Annotated in this window: 23 protein-coding genes; 11 read left to right on the top strand and 12 right to left on the bottom strand. The window is 57.3% G+C overall.

Translation table 11 applies throughout. From position 1 onward, the window contains the following. The first annotated feature begins 2 nt into the window (after positions 1 to 2). The 4 genes from lolA to cobA all read left to right on the top strand — a co-directional run bounded on the left by lolA (position 3) and on the right by cobA (position 4,233). The gene (gene lolA / locus C7H10_RS16405; protein ID WP_061331150.1) at positions 3 to 656 is read left to right on the top strand and encodes an outer membrane lipoprotein periplasmic chaperone LolA; all 654 of its coding nucleotides are present in this window, start codon (positions 3 to 5) and stop codon (positions 654 to 656) included. Continuing rightward, entirely contained in the window at positions 656 to 1,990 is a 1,335-nt protein-coding gene (locus C7H10_RS16410; RefSeq protein WP_106695704.1) for a replication-associated recombination protein A, read from the top strand. The genes lolA and C7H10_RS16410 overlap by 1 nt, the downstream gene beginning before the upstream one ends. A 120-nt stretch (positions 1,991 to 2,110) precedes the next feature. Next, on the top strand, positions 2,111 to 3,385 hold the full coding sequence (gene serS, locus C7H10_RS16415; protein ID WP_072677366.1) for a serine--tRNA ligase: 1,275 nt from the start codon (positions 2,111 to 2,113) through the stop codon (positions 3,383 to 3,385). Continuing rightward, entirely contained in the window at positions 3,382 to 4,233 is an 852-nt protein-coding gene (gene cobA / locus C7H10_RS16420) for a uroporphyrinogen-III C-methyltransferase (RefSeq protein ID WP_106695705.1), read from the top strand. Before serS ends, cobA begins: the two co-directional genes overlap by 4 nt. Positions 4,234 to 4,317: 84 nt before the next feature. On the opposite strand, the gene C7H10_RS16425 is transcribed toward cobA, so the two are convergent. Continuing rightward, positions 4,318 to 5,391, bottom strand: a complete 1,074-nt coding sequence (locus tag C7H10_RS16425; protein ID WP_061331154.1) for a 3-deoxy-7-phosphoheptulonate synthase — start codon at positions 5,389 to 5,391, stop codon at positions 4,318 to 4,320. A 267-nt stretch (positions 5,392 to 5,658) separates the two neighbouring features. On the opposite strand from C7H10_RS16425, the gene C7H10_RS16430 reads away from it, so the two are divergent. Both C7H10_RS16430 and C7H10_RS16435 read left to right on the top strand, forming a co-directional pair. Next, positions 5,659 to 7,395 (top strand): DUF1631 family protein, encoded by a 1,737-nt coding sequence (locus tag C7H10_RS16430; RefSeq protein ID WP_244178314.1) that lies wholly within the window; start codon positions 5,659 to 5,661, stop codon positions 7,393 to 7,395. Positions 7,396 to 7,404: 9 nt separating this feature from the next. Beyond that, the gene (locus C7H10_RS16435) at positions 7,405 to 7,809 is read left to right on the top strand and encodes a PilZ domain-containing protein (protein ID WP_106695707.1); all 405 of its coding nucleotides are present in this window, start codon (positions 7,405 to 7,407) and stop codon (positions 7,807 to 7,809) included. Between the two features lie 52 nt (positions 7,810 to 7,861). Here the strand turns inward: C7H10_RS16435 and C7H10_RS16440 are convergent, their stop codons facing one another. The 7 genes from C7H10_RS16440 to gloB all read right to left on the bottom strand — a co-directional run bounded on the left by C7H10_RS16440 (position 7,862) and on the right by gloB (position 17,024). Continuing rightward, complete coding sequence (locus C7H10_RS16440; RefSeq protein WP_061331157.1) at positions 7,862 to 8,647, bottom strand: enoyl-ACP reductase FabI; 786 nt, start codon at positions 8,645 to 8,647, stop codon at positions 7,862 to 7,864. A 68-nt stretch (positions 8,648 to 8,715) separates the two neighbouring features. Then, positions 8,716 to 10,314, bottom strand: coding sequence for an ABC transporter ATP-binding protein (locus tag C7H10_RS16445; protein WP_106695708.1), 1,599 nt, complete (start codon positions 10,312 to 10,314; stop codon positions 8,716 to 8,718). Position 10,315: 1 nt separating this feature from the next. Continuing rightward, positions 10,316 to 11,338 carry an ABC transporter permease gene (locus tag C7H10_RS16450; protein ID WP_106695709.1) on the bottom strand — a complete coding sequence of 341 codons (1,023 nt, stop codon included), beginning with the start codon at positions 11,336 to 11,338 and terminating at the stop codon, positions 10,316 to 10,318. 2 nt (positions 11,339 to 11,340) lie between these two features. Then, positions 11,341 to 12,426: a microcin C ABC transporter permease YejB gene (locus tag C7H10_RS16455; protein ID WP_106695710.1), complete on the bottom strand. Its 1,086-nt coding sequence runs from the start codon at positions 12,424 to 12,426 to the stop codon at positions 11,341 to 11,343. A 46-nt stretch (positions 12,427 to 12,472) separates the two neighbouring features. Beyond that, positions 12,473 to 14,308, bottom strand: coding sequence for an extracellular solute-binding protein (locus tag C7H10_RS16460; RefSeq protein WP_106695711.1), 1,836 nt, complete (start codon positions 14,306 to 14,308; stop codon positions 12,473 to 12,475). A gap of 12 nt (positions 14,309 to 14,320) precedes the next feature. Then, the gene (locus C7H10_RS16465; RefSeq protein WP_106695712.1) at positions 14,321 to 16,066 is read right to left on the bottom strand and encodes a LysM peptidoglycan-binding domain-containing protein; all 1,746 of its coding nucleotides are present in this window, start codon (positions 16,064 to 16,066) and stop codon (positions 14,321 to 14,323) included. A gap of 163 nt (positions 16,067 to 16,229) precedes the next feature. Beyond that, positions 16,230 to 17,024, bottom strand: a complete 795-nt coding sequence (gloB, locus tag C7H10_RS16470) for a hydroxyacylglutathione hydrolase (protein ID WP_061332820.1) — start codon at positions 17,022 to 17,024, stop codon at positions 16,230 to 16,232. 112 nt (positions 17,025 to 17,136) lie between these two features. On the opposite strand from gloB, the gene C7H10_RS16475 reads away from it, so the two are divergent. The 4 genes from C7H10_RS16475 to C7H10_RS16490 all read left to right on the top strand — a co-directional run bounded on the left by C7H10_RS16475 (position 17,137) and on the right by C7H10_RS16490 (position 21,073). Next, the gene (locus C7H10_RS16475) at positions 17,137 to 17,940 is read left to right on the top strand and encodes a class I SAM-dependent methyltransferase (RefSeq protein ID WP_106695713.1); all 804 of its coding nucleotides are present in this window, start codon (positions 17,137 to 17,139) and stop codon (positions 17,938 to 17,940) included. A 16-nt stretch (positions 17,941 to 17,956) separates the two neighbouring features. Then, on the top strand, positions 17,957 to 18,400 hold the full coding sequence (rnhA, locus tag C7H10_RS16480; RefSeq protein ID WP_061332824.1) for a ribonuclease HI: 444 nt from the start codon (positions 17,957 to 17,959) through the stop codon (positions 18,398 to 18,400). 13 nt (positions 18,401 to 18,413) lie between these two features. Beyond that, positions 18,414 to 19,157 carry a DNA polymerase III subunit epsilon gene (gene dnaQ, locus C7H10_RS16485; protein ID WP_266094473.1) on the top strand — a complete coding sequence of 248 codons (744 nt, stop codon included), beginning with the start codon at positions 18,414 to 18,416 and terminating at the stop codon, positions 19,155 to 19,157. 209 nt (positions 19,158 to 19,366) lie between these two features. Next, the gene (locus tag C7H10_RS16490; protein WP_106695715.1) at positions 19,367 to 21,073 is read left to right on the top strand and encodes a FimL-related protein; all 1,707 of its coding nucleotides are present in this window, start codon (positions 19,367 to 19,369) and stop codon (positions 21,071 to 21,073) included. Between the two features lie 80 nt (positions 21,074 to 21,153). Here the strand turns inward: C7H10_RS16490 and C7H10_RS16495 are convergent, their stop codons facing one another. Continuing rightward, positions 21,154 to 21,468 carry an SCP2 sterol-binding domain-containing protein gene (locus C7H10_RS16495; RefSeq protein ID WP_061332831.1) on the bottom strand — a complete coding sequence of 105 codons (315 nt, stop codon included), beginning with the start codon at positions 21,466 to 21,468 and terminating at the stop codon, positions 21,154 to 21,156. A 229-nt stretch (positions 21,469 to 21,697) separates the two neighbouring features. On the opposite strand from C7H10_RS16495, the gene sohB reads away from it, so the two are divergent. Next, positions 21,698 to 22,759 (top strand): protease SohB, encoded by a 1,062-nt coding sequence (gene sohB / locus C7H10_RS16500; protein WP_106695716.1) that lies wholly within the window; start codon positions 21,698 to 21,700, stop codon positions 22,757 to 22,759. A gap of 50 nt (positions 22,760 to 22,809) precedes the next feature. Here the strand turns inward: sohB and C7H10_RS16505 are convergent, their stop codons facing one another. From C7H10_RS16505 to C7H10_RS16515, 3 genes are all read right to left on the bottom strand, one after another. Beyond that, complete coding sequence (locus C7H10_RS16505) at positions 22,810 to 23,316, bottom strand: DUF934 domain-containing protein (protein ID WP_106695717.1); 507 nt, start codon at positions 23,314 to 23,316, stop codon at positions 22,810 to 22,812. Continuing rightward, a complete protein-coding gene (locus C7H10_RS16510; protein WP_106695718.1) occupies positions 23,309 to 24,961 on the bottom strand; it encodes a nitrite/sulfite reductase in 1,653 nt (550 codons plus the stop codon). The genes C7H10_RS16505 and C7H10_RS16510 overlap by 8 nt, the downstream gene beginning before the upstream one ends. Positions 24,962 to 25,325: 364 nt before the next feature. Then, entirely contained in the window at positions 25,326 to 25,565 is a 240-nt protein-coding gene (locus C7H10_RS16515) for a DUF2970 domain-containing protein (protein WP_082780601.1), read from the bottom strand. Positions 25,566 to 25,570 lie beyond the last annotated feature (5 nt).

Below are 25,570 nucleotides of genomic sequence, written 5' to 3' on the forward strand. Positions count from 1 at the left end.
TTATGATCAGATCTGTCTACACGACGATAGCGGCGCTGTGCATGATGGCCGTCGTGGCAACGGCCTCTGCGGAACAGGGCAACAGCTCTCGCGATGCCGCTGAAGAGCTGGCTTCCATGTTGCGCAGTTACCAAACCTACCAGGCCGATTTCATCCAGATTGTGGTCAATGAAAATGGCAACCGGGTTCAGGAAACCCGCGGCTCCCTGAAGGCCAAGCGCCCGGGACTGTTCTACTGGGAGACCGGTGCGCCTTTGTCCCAGTTTATTGTCAGTGACGGCGACACGGTGGAGGTTTACGACCCGGATCTGGAACAGGTCACTATTCACACCCTGGATGACCGGGTGCAGACAACACCGGCGCTGCTTCTGAGTGGCGAAGTGGATAATCTTGAGGAAACCTACGATGTGAGTGAGCGCCGGATGGGTGACAATACCCGCGAGTTCACACTGGTTCCCAGGGGCGCCGATTCCCTGTTTACATCCTTGCGCTTGAGCTTCTACAACGGTGAACTTCAGGAAATGAGAATGGAAGATTCGCTGTCTCAACTGAGTATTCTCAGCTTTGACCGGATAACCCTGAATCAGGAACTGGACAACAGTGCCTTCCGCCTGGAATACCCCGAGGAGGTGGATATTATTCGGGACGGTGCCTGATGCAGGACAACCTGTTTGAGCCCGAGGCCGGATTCCAGCCCCTTGCGGCCAGAATGCGGCCGGCCAACCTGGACGAATACGTTGGCCAGGCTCATCTGGTCGGCCCCGGAAAACCGCTCAGGCGCGCCGTAGAGCAGGGCCAACTGCATTCGATGATTCTCTGGGGACCACCCGGAGTGGGCAAAACCACCTTTGCCCGGCTGTTGGCCAACGTGGGTGACTTGTCCTATGAAACGCTCTCTGCCGTGCTCAGCGGCGTCAAGGATATCCGGGATGTGGTCGAGCGGGCCCGCAACCGCAAGCAGTCCCAGGGCAGGGACACGCTGCTGTTTGTTGACGAGGTGCACCGGTTCAACAAAAGCCAGCAGGATGCATTTCTCCCTCATATTGAAGATGGCACCTTTATTTTTGTGGGTGCCACCACGGAAAACCCCTCTTTCGAACTGAACAGCGCGCTCCTGTCGCGGACTCGCGTGTATGTGCTCAAAAATCTGGACAAGCCGGACATCCTTGAGCTCCTGAATAGAGCATTGGTTTCGCCAGCGGGTTTCGGCGGTACCCTTCAGGTGCTAGCCGGGGTGCTGGATAACATGGCCGAAGCCTCTGGAGGCGATGCCCGGCGTGCTCTGAACATTCTGGAGGTGGCCGCTGACCTGGCCGAGCCGGACGACAGCGGGCAGAACGCCATCACCGCCCAGACACTGGAACAGGTACTGCAAACCAGTCTGCGCCGTTTCGACAAAGGCGGCGATGTGTTCTATGACCAGATCTCCGCGTTGCATAAATCCGTACGGGGCTCCAGCCCCGATGGTTCCCTGTACTGGCTTTGCCGTATGCTGGACGGTGGCTGTGACCCCCTGTATGTGGCGCGGCGCCTGGTGCGGATCGCCAGCGAAGACATCGGTAACGCAGACCCCCGTGCCCTGCAAATTACCATGCAGGCCTGGGATGCCCAGGAGCGGTTGGGGTCGCCGGAAGGGGAGCTGGCGCTGGCCCAGGCCGTCACCTACCTGGCGCTGGCACCAAAGAGTAATGCCGTGTACAAGGCGTTCAACGAATGTATGGCGGACATCCGAAAGGATCCTGATTACGAAGTGCCGGTGCACCTGCGTAATGCCCCTACCAAGCTGATGAAAAGCCTGGGCCACGGTGACGAATACCGCTACGCCCATGACGAACCGGACGCCTACGCGGCCGGAGAATCTTACCTGCCTGAAGCGATTCACCAGCGCCGTTACTATCAGCCGGTCATGCGTGGACTGGAGATCAAACTGGCTGAAAAGCGCCAGCGCCTGGATGATCTCGATGCCCGAAGCGGCAAAAAGCGTTATTGATGTAACCCTCATGCCGCAAATTACCTGGCCCTCAGCCCGGGGATGGTGGTCAGCAGAACCACGGCAGGTATAATGCCGTGATATCCATACTATTCGTTAACCGGAAAATTCAGGAAGATCATGCTCGATCCGAAACGTGTCCGTTCACAGACTGAAGAAATTGCCCGTCGGCTGGCTATCAAAAACTTCGAGTTTGACGTTGCCACCTTCGAACGCCTTGAGGAACGCCGTCGAGCCATTCAGGTTCGTGCGGAAACGCTGCAGAGCGAGCAGAACAAACGGTCGAAATCCATTGGTAAGGCCAAAGCGGCGGGTGAAGACATCAAACCGCTGCTGGAAGAGGTGGACAATCTCAAGCAGCAGAAGGCCGAAGCTGAGGAGGAGTTGCGCTCAGTACAGGAATCCCTGAACGCGTTTTTTGCCGGCATTCCCAATCTGCCGGATGAAGACGTTCCACCGGGCGCCAACGAAGACGACAACGTAGAGACCCGTGTATGGGGCACGCCGCGTAACTTTGATTTCGAACCCAGAGACCACGTTGCCCTGGGCGAACAGCTCAAGGGTCTGGACTTCGAGAAGGCCACCCAACTGGCGCATTCCCGCTTTGCCGTCATGCGCGGCCAACTGGCGAAGCTGCATCGGGCACTGGCTCAGTTCATGCTCGACCTGCACACAGAAGAGCATGGCTATACCGAAGCCTATGTGCCGTACCTGGTCAATGCCAACGCGCTGTTCGGTACCGGCCAGCTACCCAAGTTTGAAGAGGATCTGTTCCGTACCGCCGGTGACAACCCGCTGTACCTGATCCCGACCGCCGAAGTACCGGCGACCAACCTGGTGGCCGACAGTATTCTGGAGGCCAGCGAAATGCCGCTGCGGATGGTGTGCCATACCCCCTGTTTCCGCAGCGAAGCGGGTTCCTACGGCCGGGATGTGCGTGGCATGATCCGCCAGCATCAGTTCGACAAGGTTGAACTGGTGCATGTTGTGCGCCCCGAGGACTCCACCGAGGCGCTTGAACAGCTCACTGGCCATGCCGAGAAGGTGCTGCAGTTGCTGGAACTGCCGTATCGTGTGGTTACCCTGTGTGGCGGCGACATGGGCTTCTCCGCAGCGAAGACCTACGATCTGGAAGTGTGGCTGCCCGGGCAGGGTAAATACCGGGAAATTTCATCCTGCTCCAACACCCGTGATTTTCAGGCACGGCGTATGCAAGCACGTTGGCGCAACCCGGAAACCGGAAAGCCCGAGCCTGTTCATACTCTGAACGGATCGGGTCTGGCCGTTGGCCGTGCGATGATCGCGGTGATGGAGAACTACCAGCAGGAGGACGGCAGTATTCTGGTTCCGGACGTTCTCAAACCCTATATGAAAGGCATTGATCGGATCCAATGAGCGAACCATTCACGGATGCACCAGGAAGGGGTGTCAAGGCAGGGCCTGCACCAGTTCGGTACAGGTCCAACCCGGTAACCGAAAACCCGAATAATTCTGCGGGCGAGGTCGCCCTGGTGGGCGCCGGCCCGGGTGATCCTGAACTTCTGACCCTCAAGGCCTGGCGCCTGATCCAGTCCGCCGATGTTATTCTCTACGATCGGCTGGTTTCCCCGGAAATAATTTCCCTGATCCCCGAAAACGTTGAGATGGTTCATGTCGGCAAGCAGCGCTCAAATCACACGTTGCCGCAGGATCAGATCAACCAGCGCTTGGTGGAGCTGGCCCGGGAGGGCCACAAAGTGGTGCGCCTCAAGGGTGGTGACCCGTTCATCTTCGGCCGCGGCGGCGAAGAGATTGAAACGCTGGCAGCTGCCGGTGTTCGCTTTCAGGTGGTTCCCGGTATAACCGCAGCGTCCGGCTGTGCGGCCTATGCGGGCATTCCGCTGACTCACCGGGACCACGCCCAGTCGGTGCGCTTTATTACCGGGCATTTGAAAAACGATACCTGCGATTTGCCCTGGTCAGACTTTGTGCAGAATAATCAGACACTGGTGTTCTACATGGGGTTGGTCGGTTTGCCGATTATCTGCCGGGAATTGATTGGTCATGGCATGACACCAGACATGCCGGTGGCGCTGGTGTCCAAGGGCACAACCGCCGACCAGAAAGTGGTGGTGGGCACGCTCAGTGATATTGTTGGCAAGGTGGAGAACAGTGGTGTTCAGGCGCCCACTCTGGTGATTATCGGTCAAGTGGTCGGGCTCAGAAGTCGCCTGGACTGGCGGGGAGCTGTAGAGAGCGCCTGAGGGTGGAGAAGCGGGGCGGGCCCGCGTATCGGTCTCACGGGGCGCCGAAGTTGATCGGCTACCCCGTGAATCCTGTCAGCGCGCTCAGGCGTTACGCTTGGGCAGCACGTCTTTGAGCTTTTCGCGCATATCCCGAATGGCTTTCTCGGTGGTTTCCCAGTCAATACAGGCGTCGGTTACCGACACGCCGTATTTCAGGTCTGCCAGGTTTTCCGGGATGGACTGGTTACCCCAGTTGATGTGGCTTTCCACCATCAGGCTCTGGATAGACTGGTTGCCCTCCAGGATCTGATGGGTCACATCCTGCATGACCAGAGGCTGAATGGCCGGATCTTTGCTGGAATTGGCGTGGCTGCAATCCACCATGATCGACTTGCGCAGATTGGCTTTGTCCAGCGCCTGCTCGCATAGTGCAACACTCACGGAATCATAGTTCGGTTTGCCACCGCCACCGCGCAACACCACGTGGCCATAGTTGTTGCCCTTGGTGCGGATGATGGCCACCTTGCCTTGCTGGTCGATGCCCAGGAAGCTGTGGGGGTGAGAAACCGATTTCATGGCGTTAACGGCTACGTCCAGGCTGCCATCAGTGCCATTCTTGAAGCCAATGGCCATGGACAGGCCGCTGCTCATTTCCCGGTGGGTTTGAGACTCGGTGGTGCGGGCGCCAATGGCGGACCAGGCAATGGTGTCTTGCAGGTACTGGGGGGAGATCGGGTCAAGGGCCTCGGTGGCGGTTGGCAGGCCCATCTCGTTGATATCCAGCAGCAAGCGACGGCCAATGTGCAGGCCCTGTTCAATATCGAAGGTATCGTTCAGGTGTGGGTCGTTGATCAGGCCTTTCCAGCCAACGGTGGTGCGCGGTTTCTCGAAATATACCCGCATCACCAGCAGCAGGGTATCGCTGACTTCGTCGGCGAGTTTTTTCAGCCGGGCAGCGTAATCGCGGGCTGCCTCCACATCGTGGATAGAGCAGGGGCCAACCACGATAAACAGGCGGTGGTCTTTGCCATCCATGATGTCGTAAATGGCCTGGCGGCCAGAGGCTACGGTTTCGGCAGCTTCATCTGACAGCGGCATTTCGTTCTTCAGCGCTTCAGGAGTGATCAGTGGTTCCTGGCTGGCCACGTTCAGGTTTTCCAGTTTCTTGCCCGACATCTTGTTGTGCTTCCCCGAATCAGATCGTTACATCACCGGGTAACGCTGTCATTATGGGCCCGGTGTTTAATAATTAACGCGAATGGTGCCGGTCTGCAGTTGCTGTAAACCCCGGCGAGTTGGTTATACTGCGTTATTTGAAGACCCTTTTCAACGCTTCCAGTCAACAGGTAACGGATGTCGCCGCCAGCCAGGAAACCACAAGCAGACTCTTCCCCCCGAAAGGTGGTTTCAGAGAGGATTACGCAGGTTCTTTCGGGTATCCGGGTGCCGGATTTACCCTATCCGGCCGGAAAATCGTCACCTGAGTCCAATGCCGATTGGCGCCCGCTGTTGTTTTCCTGTTGGACGGAACAACGGGACGAGCGGGTAACGGATGTTCTGCGGTCGGTGCAGATCGAATGGACCGTGCGCCAGGTCAATGCAGCCTATCTGTCTGACCGGATAATGGACGTGTTTCTGAAAACCAGTGGTTTGCATCGTGCCCTGGTTAGTCGTATTGCCAGATTACGGTTCTGGCTGGCGTGGCAGCTCGATACCCGCGGAACCAATGTGTTCAGCGACGTTGTTCTTGACTGGTTGGACAACCTGCAGGAGTGGCGGGGGTGGAGTGATACCGGGGGGCGATCATCCAGGGTGTTGCTGGACCAATTGGACAGCCTGGTTATCGCGGTGTCCGGCAGCTTTGAAAGTGGCCAGCCCGAACTGGTGGAGAGCTATTGTAAACAATGGCTTGATGACCGGGAGAAAGGTGAGCACCAGGTCAGCCGGTTGCGTGAACGCCTGCTTGAGACCGAGCGTGGTGCTTCGCGGCAGCGTCTTGCCGACCAGGTTTCCCGCGCGCTGATCGGCAGGGCACTGACAGGGCGTGAGTTACCGGGGGTCATCAGTCGATTCATCATCGAAGACTGGTACAAGGTTCTCAAACAGAGCGTCTGGTCCGAGGGCACAGACAGTGAGCTGTATCGACACGCCAACAAACTGCTCGAGTGGTTGGTATGGCTTGGTGATCCTGCACTGTCGGACAGAGACCGGAACCGGCTTTACCATGTAGGCGAGCAGATAGGAGACCGGATACAGGATGTGTGGACCCGGGCCCTCGGCCAGGAGTTACCGGAGAACGCTTTGGCGGATATTCAGACGGTTATCGTAGCGCGTATCCGCGGCGAGGTGCCGGAACTCAAGCCTGCCCTGGGTAGCGGCACCAGTCTGACCTGGGACAGCCGTTGGCTATCGCTGGCTTCGGTAGACCCGCAACAGGCCGAGGGCTTTATCGGCCGCTGGTTTGTCGAAGGTGAGGGCGCCGCTGAGCAAAGGCGTTATTTGTTCGCGCTGCTCGAAGATAGTGAGGAAGTGCTCTGGACCAACGGCGCCGGCGTCAAGCTCGGCCTGCAGGACTGGGCGCTGTTCCTGGCAGATCTTGAAGCCGACACCCTGCGGCCCTTACCGGCTCCGACACCGTTTGGTGAGGTGCTCTCGGAAACCGTGAATCTGTTGTTGAAGGTGTGCGAGAAACAGCAGAAACAACGTGAAGAGGCGGCTCGGGAAGCGAGGGCTCGGGCAGAGGCACTGCGAAAGGAGAAGGAAGCCGCCGAGCGCGCAAGAAAGGCCGAAGAAGAGGCAAAACAGGCAGCCCTGGAGCAACAGAGGGCCGAAGTGGAACGGCAGCGCCAGGAAGATGAGAAAGCGGAGCGCGAACGTCTCCAGAAAGAACGTGAGCTGGCGGCGGCCAAACAGGTGGATAGTATTGGTTTGGGAGGCTGGATTGTACTGGCCGCCCAGAAGGATGATGAGGTACCGACCAGGCTGAAACTGGCGGTCAAGATTTCTGCATCCCGGAAGTTCGTGTTCGTGGACCGTCTGGGGCTTAATCGCCGTGAGTTTCTACACGATGAGCTGGTATCCGGGGTTGTATCAGGCCGCATCCGGATATTGGGGAGTGCAGCAGAGTTCGACGACACCCTGAGCCGGGTTGTTGGCCGGATCCGTGTTGGCCGTAACTGAGGATGGCTTATGGTTGATGATAACTACGAGTTCGGAAGCTCCCAGGGGTTACCCGGTGGGCAGGACAATCGCGAGGAATATCGTTTAACCGCCAGGGCTCGGGCATGGCTGTGGCTTGAGTCACCTGAACCGGATGTTGAGGTACAGGATGCCGTTCCTCTTGAATGCCAGATTCGCGATATTTCGGCGAGGGGCCTGAGCCTTGTCTCGTCGGAGCCGTTGGTGCTGAACTCGTTGCTGATGGCGGAGATCAGTCTTGGGCACAAAACGCAGCGGTTTCGGTTAATGGTGGAGGTTGTGTGGTGCCGTGAAACGGGCCAGGAATACCTGGTGGGTGTCCAGATTCTGGAATCGGATGAGACGGATTATCTGGAATGGATGGATGCGGTTGCCACAGCCCTTGCTGAGAGTTGAACAAATAAGCCGGCACGGAGCCGGCTTATTTGATGACGTCACAGGATGACAATCAGGATTCCAGTTCGCTCATCCCGGTGATGTTAAAGCCGCCATCCACGTAGAGAATCTCACCAGTAATACCAGAGGCAAGATCGGACGACATGAACGCTGCGGCGTTACCGACTTCTTCAGTGGTGACGTTGCGGCGCAGGGGAGCCTGCTTGGCGTTCTCGGCCAGCATTCGGCGGAAACTCTTGATGCCGGAAGCAGCCAGAGTCTTGATCGGGCCTGCGGAAATACCGTTTACCCGAATACCTTCCCGGCCAAGGCTGGCGGCCATGTAGCGCACGTTGGCTTCCAGTGAGGCCTTGGCAAGCCCCATGACGTTGTAGTTCTGCAGAACCCTTTCCGCACCGAGATAGCTCAAGGTCAGCAGGCTGCTGCCCTCATGCATCATCTTGCGGGCGCCCTTGGCCAGTGCGACAAAGCTGTAGGAGCTGATGTCATGGGCGATACGGAAGCCGTCACGGGTGGTCACATCCACATAGTTACCGTCGAGTTCATGCGCTGGCGCGTAACCAACGGCATGGATGATGATGTCGATGTTGTCCCAGTGTTTGTTGAGCTCGGTGAACACAGCGTCAATCTGCTCGTCACTGGCCACATCGCAGGGGAACGTCAGCTGACTGCCCCACTGATCCGCGAATTTCTCAACCCGGGACTGAAGCTTTTCGTTCTGGTAAGTGAAGGCCAGTTCAGCGCCTTCACGGGCGAATGCCTCGGCGATGCCGTAGGCGATGGAATGTTTGCTGGCTACACCAACAATCAGTGCTTTCTTGCCACTGAGGATTCCCATGGGTATCTGCTCCCTGTGTTCCTTGGTTTCAGCGCATTATCCCCGACATGCGTCGGCTGGGGTAACGGTCAATTGGTCGTAGGCTGATAAAAGAAAGCCGCGGTCAGCAGTTCCCGGGTGTAGTCCTGTTTCGGTGCCCGGAAAATAGCCTCAGCGGCCCCGTACTCCACTATCTGGCCGTTCTTCAGCACCAGCAATTTGTGGCTGAGTGCCCGAACGACAGCCAGATCATGACTGATAAAGATGTAGCTTAGCTTATATCTGGCCTGAATTTCCCGTAAAAGCTCAATCACTTGCTTCTGGACGGTCCGGTCCAGGGCGGAGGTAGGCTCATCGAGAATGATCAGTTCCGGCTGCAACACCAGTGCCCGGGCGATGGCAATGCGTTGTCGCTGCCCGCCGGAAAATTCGTGGGGGTAACGGTGCCTGGCGTCTGGGTCCAGCCCCACATCCTTCAGTGCCTGAATCACTCTGGCGTCGTGTTGCTCGGCATCGTTGGTGTCGTGTATCTCTAGCCCTTCACGGACAATTTCAGCCACCGACATCCGGGGGCTCAGACTACCGAAAGGATCCTGAAAGACAATCTGGACCCGCTTGCGCCAGGGTCGGAACTGCTTCTGGGACAGAGGCCCAAGTTCGGTTCCCGCCAACCGGATACTACCGGTGCTGGCGGTTAACTTCAGTAGCGCATGTCCGATGGTGGTTTTGCCACTGCCGCTTTCACCGACAATACCCAGTGTCTCGCCTGGTTGCAGGGCAAAACTCACGTTCTGAACCGCGTGGAAACTCTCCTTGACCTTGCCCAGCAGGTTCTTGCGAATAGGGAACTGAACATTCAGCCCCGTGACTTCCATCAGTGTTCTACCACCATCCGTCGGTGGGAGAGGGTTTTCTGGTGGTTCCGCATCAATGAGCTTCCGGGTATAGGGGTGCGCAGGCGCGGTGAACAGTTGCTCGGTGGCGGCTTCCTCAACGCATTTACCCTGTTCCATAACCACCACTCTATCCGCATAGCGGCGGACAATGCTCAGGTCGTGGGTGATCATCAGAATGGCCATGCCGAGTTTCTGTTTCAGCGATTCCAGCAACTCCAGTACTTGTTTCTGTACGGTCACATCCAGAGCCGTGGTGGGTTCGTCGGCGATCAGCAGATCCGGTTCGTTGGCCAGGGCCATGGCGATCATGATCCTCTGTTTCTGGCCACCGGACAGCTGGTGTGGGTAGCTGTTCAGGCGCCGCTCCGGCTCGGGAATGCCCACCAGGTCGAGCAGTTCAATACAACGCTTTCGGGCCTGGGGGCCGCGCATGCCCTTGTGTAGCTCCAGAGTTTCGGTGATCTGCTTTTCAACCGTATGTAAGGGGTTGAGTGAGGTCATGGGCTCCTGGAAGATCATGCTGATTTCCCGGCCGCGGATTTGTCGCAACCGGCTATCCGCAGCCGTCAGCAAATCTTCGCCACGATACAGAATCTTGCCAGAGGGATAACGGGCGTGCCGGGCATCCAGTAACCTGAGAACAGACAGGGCCGACACCGATTTGCCAGAGCCGCTTTCGCCCACCAGCGCCAGGGTTTCCCCAAGGCGAACCCGCAGCGACAGGCTGTCTACGACCAGCGGGCCGTTATCAAAGCGAATGGACAGGTCCGAGATGGTCAGGAGTTCACTCATATCAGTTCTTTCTCGGGTCAAAGGCATCTCGTACGGCTTCACCTACAAACACCAGCAGCGTCAGCATCACCGACAGGGAGACAAAGGCAGAGATACCCAGCCATGGGGCATGGAGGTTGGCCTTGCCCTGGGCAATCAGCTCCCCCAGGGATGGTGAACCGGATGGCAGGCCAAAGCCCAGGAAATCCAGCGAAGTTAGCCCGGTAATCGCGCCAGTCAGGATAAACGGCAGAAAGGTGAGGGTGGCCACCATGGCGTTCGGCAGAATGTGCCGGAACATGATGTGCCGGTTACCCAACCCGAGCGCCCGAGCCGCTTTAACGTATTCGAAGTTTCTCGCCCGCAGGAATTCAGCACGAACCACATCCACCAGCCCCATCCAGCTGAACAGCAACATAATGCCCAGCAACCACCAGAAGTTGGGCTGAACAATGGCGGAGAGGATAATCAGCAGATACAGCATTGGCAGGCCCGACCAGATCTCGATAAAGCGCTGGCCGAACAGGTCCACCTTGCCTCCGTAAAAGCCCTGAATGGCGCCGACGATCACGCCAACAATGCAGCTGGCGATGGTCAGGGTCAGACCAAAAACCACGGAAATCCGGAAGCCGTAGATGACCCGGGCAGCCACGTCCCGTCCCTGGTCGTCGGTCCCCAGCCAGTGTTCGGCGCTGGGTGGCGCGGGCGAGGGTACGCTCAGTTCATAGTTGATGGTGTTGTAGCTGAACTGGATCGGCGGCCAGAGTATCCAGCCGTTGGCCTCTATTTCGTCCCGGATGAAGCGATCCCGGTAGTCGGTTTCCGTGGGCAGAAAGCCGCCAAAGGTTTCCTCGGGCACCATCTGGACTACCGGGAAATAGACATCGCCCTGATAGGAGACCACCAGTGGCTTGTCGTTGGCGATCAGCTCTGCCACCAGGGAAAGACCGAACAGGGCCAGGAAAAGCCACAGTGACCAGAAACCACGGCGATTATTCCTGAAATTCCGCAGCCGGCGCTGTTGGATGGGCGTCAGTCGGGGCATGATTATGCGCCCTCCCGGCTTTCAAAATCGATGCGCGGGTCTACCAGCACATAGGTGATGTCGCTGATCAGCTTCAGAATCAAACCCATCAGGGTGAAGATGTAGAGAGTGCCGAAAATCACCGGGTAATCCCGGTTCAGGGCCGCCTCGAAGCCGAGCAGGCCAAGGCCGTCCAGGGAGAAAATCACTTCAATCAGCAAGGACCCGGTAAAGAACAGGGACACCAGAACACCGGGCATGCTGGCGATCACTATCAGCATGGCGTTGCGGAACACATGGCCATAGAGTACCTGTTTTTCTTCCAGTCCCTTGGCACGGGCCGTCACCACGTATTGTTTACCGATTTCATCCAGGAACGAGTTCTTGGTCAGTAGTGTGAGGGTGGCAAAGCCGCCAATCACATTGGCGGTAACCGGCAAGGCCAGGTGCCAGAAGTAATCGGCAATCTTCTGGTACCAGTTGAGCTCATCGAAATTCGGAGAGGTCAGGCCCCGGAGGGGGAACCAGTCGAAATAGCTGCCGCCGGCAAACAACACGATCAACAGAATGGCAAACAGGAAGCCGGGAATGGCATAGCCCACCACGATGGCAGAGCTTGTCCAGACATCGAATCGGGAGCCGTCAGACACGGCTTTGCGAATGCCCAGGGGGATGGAAATCAGGTAAATGATCAGTGTGGACCAGAGCCCCAGGGAAATGGAAACCGGCATCTTGTCGATGATCAGCTCAACGACGGTACGGTCCCGGAAAAAGGATTCGCCGAAATTGAAGGTCGCGTAATCCTTGAGCATCTTCAGGAAGCGTTCATGGGCGGGCTTGTCGAAACCGTACATCACCTCGATTTCTTTCAGCAATTCCGGTGGCAGGCCCCGGGAACCCCGGCTGTCGCCGGAGCTGGTGACGACTTCGCCACCGGTATCACCACCGCCCGCCCGTGCCAGGGCACTGCTGCCGTGGCCTTCCATCTGGGCAACAAGCTGGTCAACCGGGCCGCCCGGTGCGGCCTGAACAATGATGAAATTGAGGAGCATTATCCCCACCAGTGTGGGGATGATCAGAGCAAGCCGCCGGAGAATGTAGATGCCCATTTAGGGGAGGAATCCTTTCATTACAGCGTTGGTGACAGTCGATGGATCAGCGGTTGATCCACCAGTTGTTCAGGTCGATACCATTTTTCGGTGTGACCTCAGGTCGCTGTAAATGGTTCCAGTAGGCTACCCGGTCTTTGGTCAGGTGCCAGTGCGGAATCACATAGTGACTGTGCAGCAGTACCCGGTCGAGCGCGCGCACACGGTGCACCAATTGTTCCCGATCCGGTGCCTGGATCACCATGTCGACTAACTGGTCTACCACGGGGTCGTTAACACCCATGAAGTTTCGGGAGCCGGATACGTCCGCGGTGCTGGAGTGCCAGTATTCCCTCTGCTCGTTGCCCGGGGAGTCGGATTGCGGAAGCACCTGGGTGATCATGTCGAAGTCAAAGCTGCGTACTCGCTGGATGTACTGGTTGCTGTCAACAAGGCGCACTGTGACGTCTATGCCCAGACGTTCCAGGTTGCGGGTAAAGGGCAGTACCACGCGTTCAAAACTCTTCTGGAACAGCAGCACTTCAAAGCTCAGTTGCTTACCGCTTTCCTCGTGCACCATCTTACCGCCACGGATGCTGTAGCCGGCCTCGTTCAGCAGTTCCATGGCCGCCCGCAGATTGTCGCGCATGGACCGGCTGTCGCTGGTGTCAGGCGGAGTGTATTCGCGGGTAAAGACCTCCGGGTTCAGCTGATCGCGGAAGCGTTCAAGGATGTCCAGTTCAGGGCCTTGAGGTAGACCGGATGAGGCCAGTTCACTGTTTTCGAAATAGCTGTTGGTCCGGGTGTACTGGTCAAAGAACAGGTTACGGTTAGCCCACTGGAAGTCAAAGCCGTAAGCCAGGGCCTGGCGGACCTTCGGGTTACTGAATACCGGCTTTCGGGTGTTGAAGACAAAACCCTGCATACCGCTTGGGCGTTGATGAGGGATGGCCTCGCGAACGATTCGGCCATCTTCGAAACGCCGGCCGGTGTAGGCGGTTGCCCAGTTCTTTGCGGAGGTTTCCTGGCGGAAGTCGAAGTTGCCTGCTTTGAAGGCTTCCAGCGCTACCGTGTCATCGTTGTAGTATTCGTACTGGATGCGCTGGAAATTGAAACGTCCTACACGTACGGGCAGGTCCTTTGCCCAGTAGTCTTCAATCAGCTCATAGGTAACAGAGCGCCCAGCATCAAACGAACCAATGCGGTAGGGCCCACTGCCCACCGGAATGTCCAGACCGTTTCGACCAAACTCCCGCTCTTCCCAGTAATGGGCCGGGAGAATAGGCATTTGCCCCAGGATCAGAGGCAGCTCACGGTTATCGGTTTCGCCGAAATCGAATCGGATACGATGACTGTTCTCGATCGTGACCTTGCGCACATCCGCGTAGTAGTTGCGGTAGAAGGGGTGCCCTTCAGTGGTCAGGATACGGTGCGAGAACTCGACGTCTTTGGCGGTGATCGGGGTGCCGTCCTGAAATCTCGCTTCTTCCCGCAAATTGAATATGACGTACCGGCGGTCTTCGGGAAACTCCACGCTCTCGGCAATCAACCCATACTCGGAGAATGGCTCGTCCGAGGACGATTCCATCAGGGTGTCGTAGACGTAGGTGCTGACGCCGGCGGCCGCCACGCCGCGAATCACAAACGGGTTGAAGCTATCGAACCCGTTGGATACCACGGACAGCTTCAGGGAGCCGCCTTTGGGCGCCTCGGGATTAACGTAATCGAAGTGGCTGAAGCCTTCCGGGTATTTCAACTCACCATGCATGGCGATCCCATGAACGGGCGCTGGCCCGTTTTCATGGTGATCGTCAGCAGCGGAAAAAAGCGGAGTGGCCATCAAGGCCAGGGATGTGATCAGTCCAGACAGGGTCAGGTGAGGTGCTTTCCGTGTTTTTGTCATGGTTCTCGCACGTTATGGGCTGTTTCTTATGTCCACGTAGAGTACCAGACTTTGGCCGGGTTGCAGATAACGGTTGGTATTAAGATCGTTCCATGATGCGATATCCCGCACATTCACCGAGAAGCGGCTTGCAATGGCAGACAGCGAGTCACCCTGGCGCACACGATATCCCACCTTGCGAACCATGGCGCTGTCCCGCTGGCTACTGGCAACATTCTTGGTGGGTTGTGCGGTTTTAGACCAGATCACCAGTTGTTTGCCCGGGATCAGTGGGTCGCCCGGCGCCATACCGTTCCAGGCCGCCACTTCCCGTACCGAAACCCGGTGTTCCCGGGCAATGTCCCAGAAGGTATCGCCACGGCGGACCGTGTAGTTAACCTTGTTGCCATCCCGTTGCCGCTCCTGGGTGCGTTGCAGGCGCTGGCTCTGGCTCAGCGCATAGGTCTCCGAACCCTTGGTGGCCGAGGGAATCAGCAGCTGTTGGCCGATGCGGATGAGATCGCTGTTCAGCTTGTTAACCTGCTGGATGACGGAAGGTGTTGTCGAAAACTTTCGGGCGATGGTGTTCAGGCTATCGCCTTTCTGCACCCGGTAATTCTGCCAGGACACCCGCTGCTCGGTCGGGAAATCGGCAAGCGCTGTACGGAAGCCCTCGGCTTTCTCGACCGGAACCAGCAGCCGGTGAGGGCCATCCGGATTGGTGGCCCAGCGGTTATAGGAGGGGTTGAGCAAATAGATTTCATTGATTTCGACGCCAGCAAGTTCTGCGGCCTGAGCGATATCCAGTTGCGAGCCAGTATCAACCACCTCGAAAAACGGTTCGTTCTTCAGGGCAGGCAACTCGATGCCATAGGCTTCTGGGTCGTCAAAGATCTTGGCCAGCGCAATCAGCTTGGGTACGTAGTGCCGGGTCTCGGTGGGCAGGCTCAGCGACCAGTAGTCTGTGGACTTACCGGCGTTGCGGTTACGGCGAATGGAGCTGGATACTGTGCCGCCACCCGCGTTGTAGGCAGCCAGGGCCAGGGTGTAATCGCCGTCAAAGCGGTTGGCCAGGCGGTCAAGGTACGTCAGGGCTGCGTCGGTTGCCGCAATGACATCCCGGCGGTCATCGTGCCACCAGCTTTGAGTCAACCCGAAATACTTGCCGGTCGACGGGATGAACTGCCACAAACCCGCAGCCCGCCCGTGTGAATAGGCGAAGGGGTCAAAGGCACTTTCAACAATGGGCAGCAGTGCGAGTTCGTTGGGTAGACCACGTTTTTCGGTTTCTTCCAGGATGTGGTAGAGGTATCGGGAGCCACGTTCAACCACCCGGTCAATGTAGCGGGGGTGGCGGGCATACCAGTCCAGCTGTGCCTGAACCCGGGCGTTGTCAACGGAGTGGTCCATCTGGAATCCGGCCCGAAGCCGGTCCCATAAATCGGATTCCGAAGTGGCAACGTCCTGGCTGCTACGGGGGTTATCCAGTTTCTCCCGCGCTTCCCTGGCTTGCTTGCGCAGTTCGGGGGCGATGGCGTCGTCCAGCGGTGCGTCGCTGGCCTGATCACCGTTTCCGGATGCAACCGATTTCTTAAGGCCCTCGTCGCCCTGCGCAACAACGACTTCGTCAGAATCCAGGGGGTTGTTGCTGTCTGCGGTGTTGTTGTCTTCGCCAAACCAGGCTGACGGAGTGTGCCAGTTTTCAAGAACCTGACTGGTGCTGCAACCTGAGAGGAGGGTGCTGGCAATCAGCACATAAGACAATCGTTTCACCGACATAAACACAGCTTCCGGGTATTGGCCGGGTATGGACAGAAACCCGGCACATTAATGAGTTACGGTAACAAACAGGCTTGGATTCTATGGGAGCCCTTTTCCGGGGGTCAATACGGCTGATGTTACGGCTGTGAGAAGAAATGTTAAGAACTCAAGCATTAACAGCTCAGAAATGGTCCTTGCCGTGTCGAATGGCCGCGAACACCGCATCCGCTGAATCGCATGGCAAACCCTGCCTTGCAGCATATTGCCGGGCACTTTCGATCACTTCCGGCTGGTCCCAGCGCATAAACGGGTTCAGGGTTTTTTCTGCGCCAATACTGGAGGGTACGGTCGGCTCACCACGGTTCCTCCTGGCCTGACAGTCCTGCTCAAACTGCTCGAGGGCTTTGTCGTCTGGCAACCAGCTGCGGGCAAACCTGAGATTGGCCAGGGTGTATTCGTGTGCACAGTAAACCCCGGTCTGATCGGGCAGGGCGCGCAACGACTCGAGAGACTGTCGCATCTGCTCGGGTTTGCCCTCGAACAGCCTCCCGCAGCCGCAAACGAAGAGCGTGTCGCCGCAGAACAGCACAGGGCGATCATTAATCTCAGTTTCCGAGTAGTAGGCAACATGGTCGAGAGTGTGGCCCGGTACTGCCATGACCTCGAAGGTCAGGCCTTGCCAGACCACTTCGTCACCGGGATGGATCGGGTTGGTGGTGCCCTTGAAGGGGGAATCCTCCGGGCCCGTTATGCGAACATCCGGAAAGGTCTTTGCCAGGCTGGCGATGCCGCCGGTGTGGTCGGGGTGGTGGTGGGTGACCAGTATGGTATCCAGAACCAGCTGCTGACTTTCCAGGTAGTCTTCCACTGGCTGGGCCTGCCCAGGGTCTACCACCAGCGCTTTGCCGGATGACCGGTCGCAGAGGCACCAGATATAGTTGTCGGAAAACGCAGGAATGGCCTGGATATCGAACATGCATGACCCCATGTGCTCTTTGGATGTGGCTGTTATGATAGTCCAACGCCGTTTCTATCCCAAGGGTCGTTCGTGAGCCGGGAACAAAAGGCGGTGCAGGGGAATCCGGTTAATGCAGAGATTCAGATTGGGCGCCTCAGGGGCGGTGGACTACTCACAAAGGCATGAGAGTTTTGAGCGCTGGTTCCAGACTCCGCTTGGCAGATCGTTGCTGGCCAGCCAGCGCCGGGTACTTGATCATGCATTCGAGGGCCTGGCCGGGGCCCGGCAACTGCAGGTGGGGCTAAGCCACAGGCTGCCGCTTGCCAGCGGTGCCGATTTCGTCCAGAAAATCATCACCACGCCTGGCTGGCACCCGCAGATGCCGGATGGTGTAGCAGTGTGTGATGCTGACGAACTGCCGTTTCCAGGGGACTCCATGGATCTGGTGATACTGCACCACACAGCGGATTTCTCCCCGGATCCCCACGAGGTATTACGGGAATCGGCCCGGGTGTTGAGGGGCGAGGGGCGTATTGCGCTGATTGGATTCAATCCACTGAGCCTTTGGGGTGTCAGGCGTCTGCTTTCAAGACATCATCAAGGGCCCTGGGGGGGGCGCTTCCTGATGCGTTCACGGATGGAGGATTGGCTCCGGCTGCTCGGCTTTGAGCTTGAGACCTCCTGCACCCATTTTTGCACCCTGCCGGTTCAGAGAAAGGAAGGCTACACCACCAGGAATCACCGTACCCTGAATGAGAACGGTCATTTCCTGCCGGTCGGCGCGTATTACTGTATCCTTGCCCGCAAGCGTGTGTACGCCCCCATCCGCAGGCGGGCGCCCTGGCGCAAGAGCAAAGTGATCTCGATGCCCGGCACGGTGGGTGCCTCGCGGGGGTGTTCAAGCCAGAGCGCTGGCGCGACAGAGAATCAATGAATAATTGGGAGAGTAAATGGCTGGCAAGGTGGTGATGTACACCGATGGTGCCTGTAAAGGCAATCCTGGTCCCGGTGGGTGGGGTGTGGTTTTGCGATACGGAGATGCCTGCAAGACCCTGCATGGTGGTGAGCGCCAGACCACGAACAACCGTATGGAGCTTATGGCCGCTATTCGCGGTTTGAGGGCCCTGAACCGTGCATGTGAGGTTGAGCTGTATACAGACTCCCAGTATGTCCGTAAGGGCATCACGGAATGGATGGCGGGCTGGAAGCGAAACGGCTGGAAGAATTCGGCGAAGAAGCCAGTCAAGAACGCCGACTTATGGCAAGAGTTGGACACCGAAACGGCACGACACAAGGTGAACTGGCACTGGGTCAAGGGCCATTCCGGTAACCCCGACAACGAGCTTGCGGATGAACTGGCCAACCGTGGCGTTGACGAACTGACCAGCGCCTGACGCGGCCTGTGGCGTGGGCGACGACGGAAACAGAGAGCACAGAGACATGAGACAGATCGTACTGGATACCGAAACCACGGGTATCGACCCGAACGACGGCCACCGCATTATCGAGATTGGCTGCGTTGAAGTCATTGAGCGTGAGCTGACGGGCCGTAATTACCACGTCTACATCAATCCAGAACGGGAGGTTGAGGCCGAAGCTATCACCGTTCACGGCATCACCAATGAGTTTCTGACCGACAAACCCAGGTTCGCCGAAATTGCCGACGAATTTTTCGAGTTTATCAAGGGTGCGGAGCTGGTTATACATAACGCGGCTTTTGACGTCGGCTTCATGGACGCCGAGTTCGCGCGCCTCAAGCCGGTCCGGAAAACCGCTGACCACTGCGGCATCGTCGACTCGCTCGCCATCGCCCGGGCCAAGCATCCGGGTCAGAAGAACAACCTGGATGCCCTGTGCAAACGCTACGGAGTAGATAACAGTAACCGGGAACTGCACGGCGCGTTGCTGGATGCGGAGATTCTGGCTGACGTTTATTTGTTGATGACCGGCGGGCAAACAGCGTTATCCCTGGATGCCGGGGCTGGCGATGATGGAACTGCCGGTGGCATCCGCCGCCTGACTGGCAACCGACCGGCTTTGGCTGTGATCCGTGCTGATGACGCCGAGGCCTCGGCCCATGAAGAATTTCTGGCGATGATGGAGAAGCAGGCCGGCCACACCGTCTGGAGCAAATTACAGCAATCGGAATGAGAACCACGTCAGGGTGTACCATTTGTTACATTCCGCCTTTCTTGAGGTACTTGAGTTTTATGTTATAAGTAATGATAAGTTCGCCAGTTTTCTGCGAGCTGAATGTTGGCCGGCAGGGTGCATGGCCCATAACAAACGCCGGCCCCATGTCCCCGGCATTAGTTCACGAACAGGATGCGGTAGTCTCCGCAAAGTAACAGGAAGCGTTTATGGTTCAATCGTCTCTGGCGACGAAATCGCAGTCGTTTGATTTGGTCAAAAGCGAAATCGAACAGACCATCAAACAGGCAGAATCCAGCCTTGAGCGCTTTCAGGAAAATCGTGAGAGTGGGGAAGACCTGCAGAACTGTGTTGATTATCTCAATCAGTTGCGGGGCATCTTCATTCTGGTGGAATTGCGTGGTGGAACCCTGCTGTGTCAGGAGGCAGTAAACCTGGCCAACGACGTGCCCGTTGGCGCCAATGACGACAAGAACATTCTGCTGACGACCCTCAACAGCGCCCTGTTTATCTTGCGTCGCTACGTTGAATATTACCACCAGCAACGGGAAGACCATCCGGAACTGCTGCTTCCGGTGATCAATGATCTGCGCGAGGCGCGGCGCGAGAAACCCTATCCCGAATCCTGTTTCTTTGATGTGGATGTGAAAGAGCGTCCGGATTTCTGCTCCGGGCTCTCGCTTCAGCCGCTTGAAGGCGGCGATGCCGAATACGAAATTCTCGCCAGGCGTATGCGCCTGACCCTACAGGTCGCTCTGCTTGGCATTCTTCGTGAGCGAAATGAGGTGGTCAGCAAAAAGCTGGTGGCCAGAGCTTCCCGTGGCTTTGCCAGGCTTTGTCGGGGCGCGCCAATGGGACAGATGTGGTGTTTGCTGTCTGTGGTTGCAGACACCATGCTGGACCGGGCCATGGGCTTCAATAAAGCCCGCAAACGTCTGCTTATGCGAATAGAGAAGTATGCCCGCGAAGTGGTGTACGTTGGCAAAGTGGCCACCACCAAAGATGCCCCTGACTCGGTCATCAAAGACCTTGTCTACCTTTTGTACCGCAGCGGGTCCGCTAATCCCGAGGTGGCGAGCGTTCTTTCCGCCTACCGGCTGGCGCCCTCTGAGTTTCCCGATGCTATCCTTGAAGCCCATTCGCGCCGGCTGTACGGCCCGGGTTCGGATGTACTGAAATCCTTGTCGGAAGCGCTGCAGGAAGAGCTCAACCAACTGAAGGATAAGCTGGACATCATCGAACGGGGTATTGAGCCAGACCTGGCCGAGCTGGCGTCCATCGCTGACGCCCTCGAGCGCCTGGCGAACACCCTGGTGATGCTCGATCTCAATCGCCTGGCCGGTATTGCCCGTGAGGAAGCGACGAAACTCCGTCAGTGGGAGGAGGAGAAGCGCCTGCCGGCAGAGGAAGAACTCTATCGCCTGGCCGATTCGGTGCTGGGGGTGGAGGATGCCGTCATGCAGATCGTCATTCGAGGTATTACCTCGGAGACCGATGCGTTGGCAGGCAGTGAACGCAAGCGGGACGAGTCCGTCTACCTGCAGGAAGCCATCTGGGTGGTTGCAGACGAGGCGCGTAGCGCCCTGACCCTGGCCAAGCGTGCCATTACCGCGTTTATCGAATCCGACTACGACAAGTTGCACCTGGCCAACCTGCCGGGCACCCTGCGCAGTATCTGGGGTGGTTTGCAGATGGTGAACGACCCCCACGCTGCCAGTGTCATTGCGCGGGTAGCGGCATCCATTCAGGAGCAGCTACTGGATGCGAGGGAAGCGCCGGCACCTCAGGTGCTTGAAGCGCTGGCGGACGCGCTTACGTCGCTGGAGTACTACATTGAAAGCATTGGCCGCCGCGAAGAGAGCAACAGCGACCTGCTGAAACTGGCGGAGTCATCATTGGGCGACGTCGGGCTGTAATAACGGCTTCGGAGTCGTTGAAGCGACCAAAAAAAACCTGCGACTTGCGCAGGTTTTTTTTATGGCCTGTTAAGCGGGGCTTAGCCCATCTTGAACAGTTCACCCAGCTTGGTTGCCAGCATCATGTCGCCTTCGGCGCGCAGCTGACCAGCCATGAATGCCTGCATGCCGTCGGTTTCGCCGGAAACGATACCCTGCAGGGTGTCGGAGTTCATGATCAGGGTAACGGAAGGATCGTCGTTCGCGCCTTCGTGCAGCTTGCAAGTGCCGTCGTTGATCACCAGGTGGTAGGTTTTGTCATCTTCGATGTCGAACTGGAACACCAGATCCAGGCCTTGTGCCGCGTCTGCGTTGAAATTCTGTTCGAGTTTTTCAAATACCTGAGCTACAGACATTGTTTTACCCTTTTGAGTGGTTGTCTTGTCATGGTGACGGCTTGGAATCCCTGGCCTCAGAAGTCTGTTTGATAGCCCGGGTAGCGCCGACCTCGCCATCCGACTTTATGGTTAGAACACGGTTGTGTCAAGCTTGATCGAACGCTTGTTTTAATTTTCTTTTGGACTTATCACGCCCCCTGTGAGGGGGTACACTCATGGCTTTGCAACGACGTCTGGAGACTGCATTTTGGAATTTCTGACCGAATACGGACTTTTCCTCGCTAAAGTGGTGACCTTCGTGGTGGCCGCCATCATTCTGGCCTCGGTGATTTTCTCCGCCACCCAGCGGGACCGGAGTGATCATGAAGGAGAGGGCGAGCTCAAAATTCGCAAACTGAACGACCAGTACCGGAAACTGAAAGAATCCATCCAGTCCCGGTTGATGTCAGACGCCGAACACAAGGCCTGGCAGAAACAAAAGAAAAAAGAAGAGAAAGCCGAGAAAAAATCGGCCAAACAGGATAAAACCGCTGAGGAAGAAAAGGCCTCCAAACCACGCATCTATGTCATCGACTTCGATGGCGACATCAAAGCCAGCGATACCGACACGCTCAGGCGGTCGGTCTCTGCGGTGCTCAGTGTCGCCAACCCGGAGACAGACGAGGTGGTGGTTCGCCTGGAAAGCGGTGGCGGCCTCGTGCACGCCTATGGTCTGGCAGCCGCACAGCTAGACCGGATTCGCAGTAAAGGGGTTCCCCTGACGGCCTGCGTAGACAAGGTGGCGGCCAGCGGTGGTTACATGATGGCTTGCGTTGCCGACAAGATCATTGCGTCGCCCTTTGCAGTCCTGGGTTCGATTGGTGTGGTTGCCCAGCTGCCGAACTTCCATCGTTTTCTGCAGAAGAACGATGTGGATTTTGAAGTGCTGACCGCCGGTGAGCACAAGCGCACACTAACCGTGTTTGGAGAGAACACCGAAAAGGGCCGGCAGAAATTTCTCGCGGACCTTGAAGATACCCACGGCCTGTTCAAGGAATACGTCAGCGAGCGGCGCCCTGCGCTGGATATCCAGGCGGTGGCCAATGGCGACATCTGGTTTGGCAAGCGTGCCCTTGAGGTCAAGCTCATTGACGATATCAAGACGTCGGACGAATACCTGATCGAGGCCTGCGATCGGGGTGAGGTGGTCTCGGTGTCATTCCAGCGTAAGAGAACCCTGCCGGAACGGCTTGGCCTGGCCACCAGTGCGGCGCTTGAGCATACCGTTTGGCGGGTGCTCAGTGCTTTCCGTAATCAGAAAATTCAGTAAGTCAGGGTCGGGCGCAGAGAGTTTAACGCTCTGCGCCCACCCGTGATCGCTCAGGAAGCCCTGCGACGGAACAGGGGCTGGTCGGTATCGGTGGCAGCCTGGTAGGCCTGGCTGAAGAAGTTCAGGCAGCGAGCTGCCTTGCTGATGTCCTTGTCGGCCCGCAGCACGTAGGAATCGAAGCCGCACCGTTTCATGAACTGCAACTGGTCCAGCAGTACATCTCCGATAGCTCTCAGCTCTCCCTGGTAGCCAAACCTTTCCCGCAGCAGGCGGGCGATACTGTAACCCCGGCCATCCACAAAGCGTGGAAAGTTCACCGCAATCAACGGTAATTCCTTAACCTTTTCCCCGAGCATTTCGGGCTCGTCATGGCTGTCGAACCAGATTCCGATATCATCCCGGCCTACGTAGTGCTCGTAGCCTGCAAGCCACAGATCCGCGGGAATCAGCGCAGGCTGGCCTGCGGCTACATTGAGGGATTCACCCTCGGCAGGGCGGTCTACGACCACCCAGCTGTCGTTACGGATGCTGCCGTCAGCAGCGATTACATCAGGCATAGACCCGCTCCTTGAATGGTTCAATACCAACACGGCGATAGGTATCCAGGAAGGTTTCTTCCTCGCTCCGTTTGTCGACATATACATCAATGATCTTGGCAATCACTTCGGGCATCTGGTTCCTTGCAAACGAGGGCCCCAGAATCTTGCCAATGGCGGCGTCATGATGGGAGTCGCCACCGAGACTGATCTGGTAGAACTCTTCGCCTTTCTTGTCAACGCCCAGCACGCCAATGTTACCAACGTGGTGGTGGCCACAGGCATTCATGCAGCCGGAGATGTTGAGGTCGATGGGGCCGAGGTCGTACAGGTAATCCAGATCATCAAAGCGACGCTGGATAGCCTCTGCAACGGGAATCGATTTGGCGTTGGCCAGGGCGCAGAAATCGCCGCCCGGGCAGCAGATGACGTCGGTCAGGGTGTTCAGGTTGGCAGTGGCAAAGCCCAAGGGAACGAGGCGCTGCCAGAGCTCGAACAGCTGGTCCTGGCGAACATCGGCCAGAACCACATTCTGCTCGTGTGTCGCGCGGGCCTCACCAAAGCTGAACTGGTCCGCCAGGTCGGCAATCTGCTCAAGCTGATAATCGGTCACGTCACCCGGCGGGGTCCCGGTTTTTTTCAGGGTCAGGGTGACACTGGCATAGCCGGGCTTCTTGTGCTCGCTGACGTTGTGAGTCAGCCACTTGTCGAATTCGCGGTTCTCAAATCGTTGCTCACTCAGCAGGGCAGTGGCGTTCTCCAGTGTCTCGTAGTCAGGCTCGGTGAAATAGCCCTGGAATTTGCGGATCGCTTCCGGGGTCAGCCGAGTCGGGGAATCTTTGATGTGTGCCCATTCAGCTTCGACTTTCTCGGCGAAACCTTCCGGGGTCAGTGCCTTCACCAGAATCTTGATGCGTGCCTTGAACTTGTTGTCGCGCCGGCCGTAACGGTTATAGACCCGCAGGACCGCCTCCAGGTAAGTCAGAAGGTCGAGTTCCGGCAGGAATTCCCGAATGACTGGCCCCACCATGGGCGTGCGGCCCAGGCCGCCACCTACGTGTACCCGGAAGCCCAGCTCACCCTGATCATTCCGGACCAGTTGCAGGCCGATATCGTGTACCTGAATGGCTGCCCGGTCCGTCTTTTCGGAGGCATTAACCGCCACCTTGAATTTGCGGGGCAGGAAAGCGAACTCCGGGTGGAAGGTAGACCACTGCCGGATAATCTCGCAGTAAGGGCGAGGGTCGGCGATTTCATCGGCCTGAACACCGGAGAACTGGTCTGTGGTGGTGTTACGGATGCAGTTACCGCTGGTCTGGTTGGCATGCATTTCCACTTCGGCCAGTTCGGCCAGGATATCCGGAACGTCTTCCAGGTTTGGCCAGTTCAGCTGGATGTTGGTACGGGTTGTAAAATGCGCATAACCCTTGTCGTAATCACGGGTGATGCGGGCCAGGCGGCGGATCTGGTCTGAACGGAGCATGCCATAGGGCACACAGATACGCAGCATGGGTGCAAGACGCTGAACGTAGAGACCGTTCTGCAGACGAAGTGGAAGAAACTCTTCTTCCGCCAGCTCGCCCGCCAGGGCCCGCTCGGTTTGGTCCCGAAACTGTGCGACACGTTCCGCGGCAATTTGCCGGTCGTGCTCATCATAAACGTACATAGGGTAACGTCCTGCCTGGTAACTTCTGAAATGCGGTTGTTGAATGGCGCCAAAATGACATTGGGCCTTATTCCTGAAGCGGAGGATATCACTGGGTTTTTATTCTTAAAATGATTATTTCAAAATATCATTATCGATTCAGGTGATAAGCAGGAAAATCAGCAGCGGCGGGCAGGACTGGACGAATATCAATTTCCTGCTTTAATAAAAGCCGGGTACTGAAACAACAACAAGACTGGATAACCGAGGAGTAAGCTATGAAAAAGACAGCGGATTCAGATAGCCAGGTCGATGCCGTTGCAGCAGTGTTACTGGTGTTGCTGGCTGTTGCCTTTGCAGTAGTGTGGGTTGCCGGCCAGTAGTGCTACTGGCCTGCCAGCACCACCTTTACCACCAGTATCAGCCCGCCCACAAACGCAGCGCCAAACAGCAGCCCGGCAATGATGTAGGGCACCGGGCTGTGGCTGGCAAAATCCTCTTGTCGGCGCTTTTCAGACTGCACCCCCAAAGCGCCGGCGAGGATACTTTGCATGATTTTCAGAACGCCCGGCGAACCGGGCTTTTTCTTGCTGCTGTTATTGTTGTTGTCAGCCATATCGTTCATTGAGT

Source organism: Marinobacter shengliensis, assembly GCF_003007715.1.
Lineage (GTDB): Bacteria > Pseudomonadota > Gammaproteobacteria > Pseudomonadales > Oleiphilaceae > Marinobacter > Marinobacter shengliensis.

What these genes read in the sequence shown, in the direction of transcription:
- C7H10_RS16450 (WP_106695709.1), bottom strand. Translation starts at nt 11,338, where the DNA reads ATGCCCCGACTGACGCCCATCCAACAGCGCCGGCTGCGGAATTTCAGG.
- lolA (WP_061331150.1), top strand. Translation starts at nt 3, where the DNA reads ATGATCAGATCTGTCTACACGACGATAGCGGCGCTGTGCATGATGGCC.
- gloB (WP_061332820.1), bottom strand. Translation starts at nt 17,024, where the DNA reads ATGTTCGATATCCAGGCCATTCCTGCGTTTTCCGACAACTATATCTGG.
- serS (WP_072677366.1), top strand. Translation starts at nt 2,111, where the DNA reads ATGCTCGATCCGAAACGTGTCCGTTCACAGACTGAAGAAATTGCCCGT.
- C7H10_RS16440 (WP_061331157.1), bottom strand. Translation starts at nt 8,647, where the DNA reads ATGGGAATCCTCAGTGGCAAGAAAGCACTGATTGTTGGTGTAGCCAGC.
- cobA (WP_106695705.1), top strand. Translation starts at nt 3,382, where the DNA reads ATGAGCGAACCATTCACGGATGCACCAGGAAGGGGTGTCAAGGCAGGG.
- C7H10_RS16515 (WP_082780601.1), bottom strand. Translation starts at nt 25,565, where the DNA reads ATGAACGATATGGCTGACAACAACAATAACAGCAGCAAGAAAAAGCCC.
- C7H10_RS16505 (WP_106695717.1), bottom strand. Translation starts at nt 23,316, where the DNA reads ATGCCTGATGTAATCGCTGCTGACGGCAGCATCCGTAACGACAGCTGG.
- C7H10_RS16460 (WP_106695711.1), bottom strand. Translation starts at nt 14,308, where the DNA reads ATGACAAAAACACGGAAAGCACCTCACCTGACCCTGTCTGGACTGATC.
- C7H10_RS16510 (WP_106695718.1), bottom strand. Translation starts at nt 24,961, where the DNA reads ATGTACGTTTATGATGAGCACGACCGGCAAATTGCCGCGGAACGTGTC.
- C7H10_RS16495 (WP_061332831.1), bottom strand. Translation starts at nt 21,468, where the DNA reads ATGTCTGTAGCTCAGGTATTTGAAAAACTCGAACAGAATTTCAACGCA.
- rnhA (WP_061332824.1), top strand. Translation starts at nt 17,957, where the DNA reads ATGGCTGGCAAGGTGGTGATGTACACCGATGGTGCCTGTAAAGGCAAT.
- C7H10_RS16475 (WP_106695713.1), top strand. Translation starts at nt 17,137, where the DNA reads ATGCAGAGATTCAGATTGGGCGCCTCAGGGGCGGTGGACTACTCACAA.
- C7H10_RS16410 (WP_106695704.1), top strand. Translation starts at nt 656, where the DNA reads ATGCAGGACAACCTGTTTGAGCCCGAGGCCGGATTCCAGCCCCTTGCG.
- C7H10_RS16455 (WP_106695710.1), bottom strand. Translation starts at nt 12,426, where the DNA reads ATGGGCATCTACATTCTCCGGCGGCTTGCTCTGATCATCCCCACACTG.
- C7H10_RS16425 (WP_061331154.1), bottom strand. Translation starts at nt 5,391, where the DNA reads ATGTCGGGCAAGAAACTGGAAAACCTGAACGTGGCCAGCCAGGAACCA.
- C7H10_RS16435 (WP_106695707.1), top strand. Translation starts at nt 7,405, where the DNA reads ATGGTTGATGATAACTACGAGTTCGGAAGCTCCCAGGGGTTACCCGGT.
- C7H10_RS16490 (WP_106695715.1), top strand. Translation starts at nt 19,367, where the DNA reads ATGGTTCAATCGTCTCTGGCGACGAAATCGCAGTCGTTTGATTTGGTC.
- C7H10_RS16465 (WP_106695712.1), bottom strand. Translation starts at nt 16,066, where the DNA reads ATGTCGGTGAAACGATTGTCTTATGTGCTGATTGCCAGCACCCTCCTC.
- C7H10_RS16445 (WP_106695708.1), bottom strand. Translation starts at nt 10,314, where the DNA reads ATGAGTGAACTCCTGACCATCTCGGACCTGTCCATTCGCTTTGATAAC.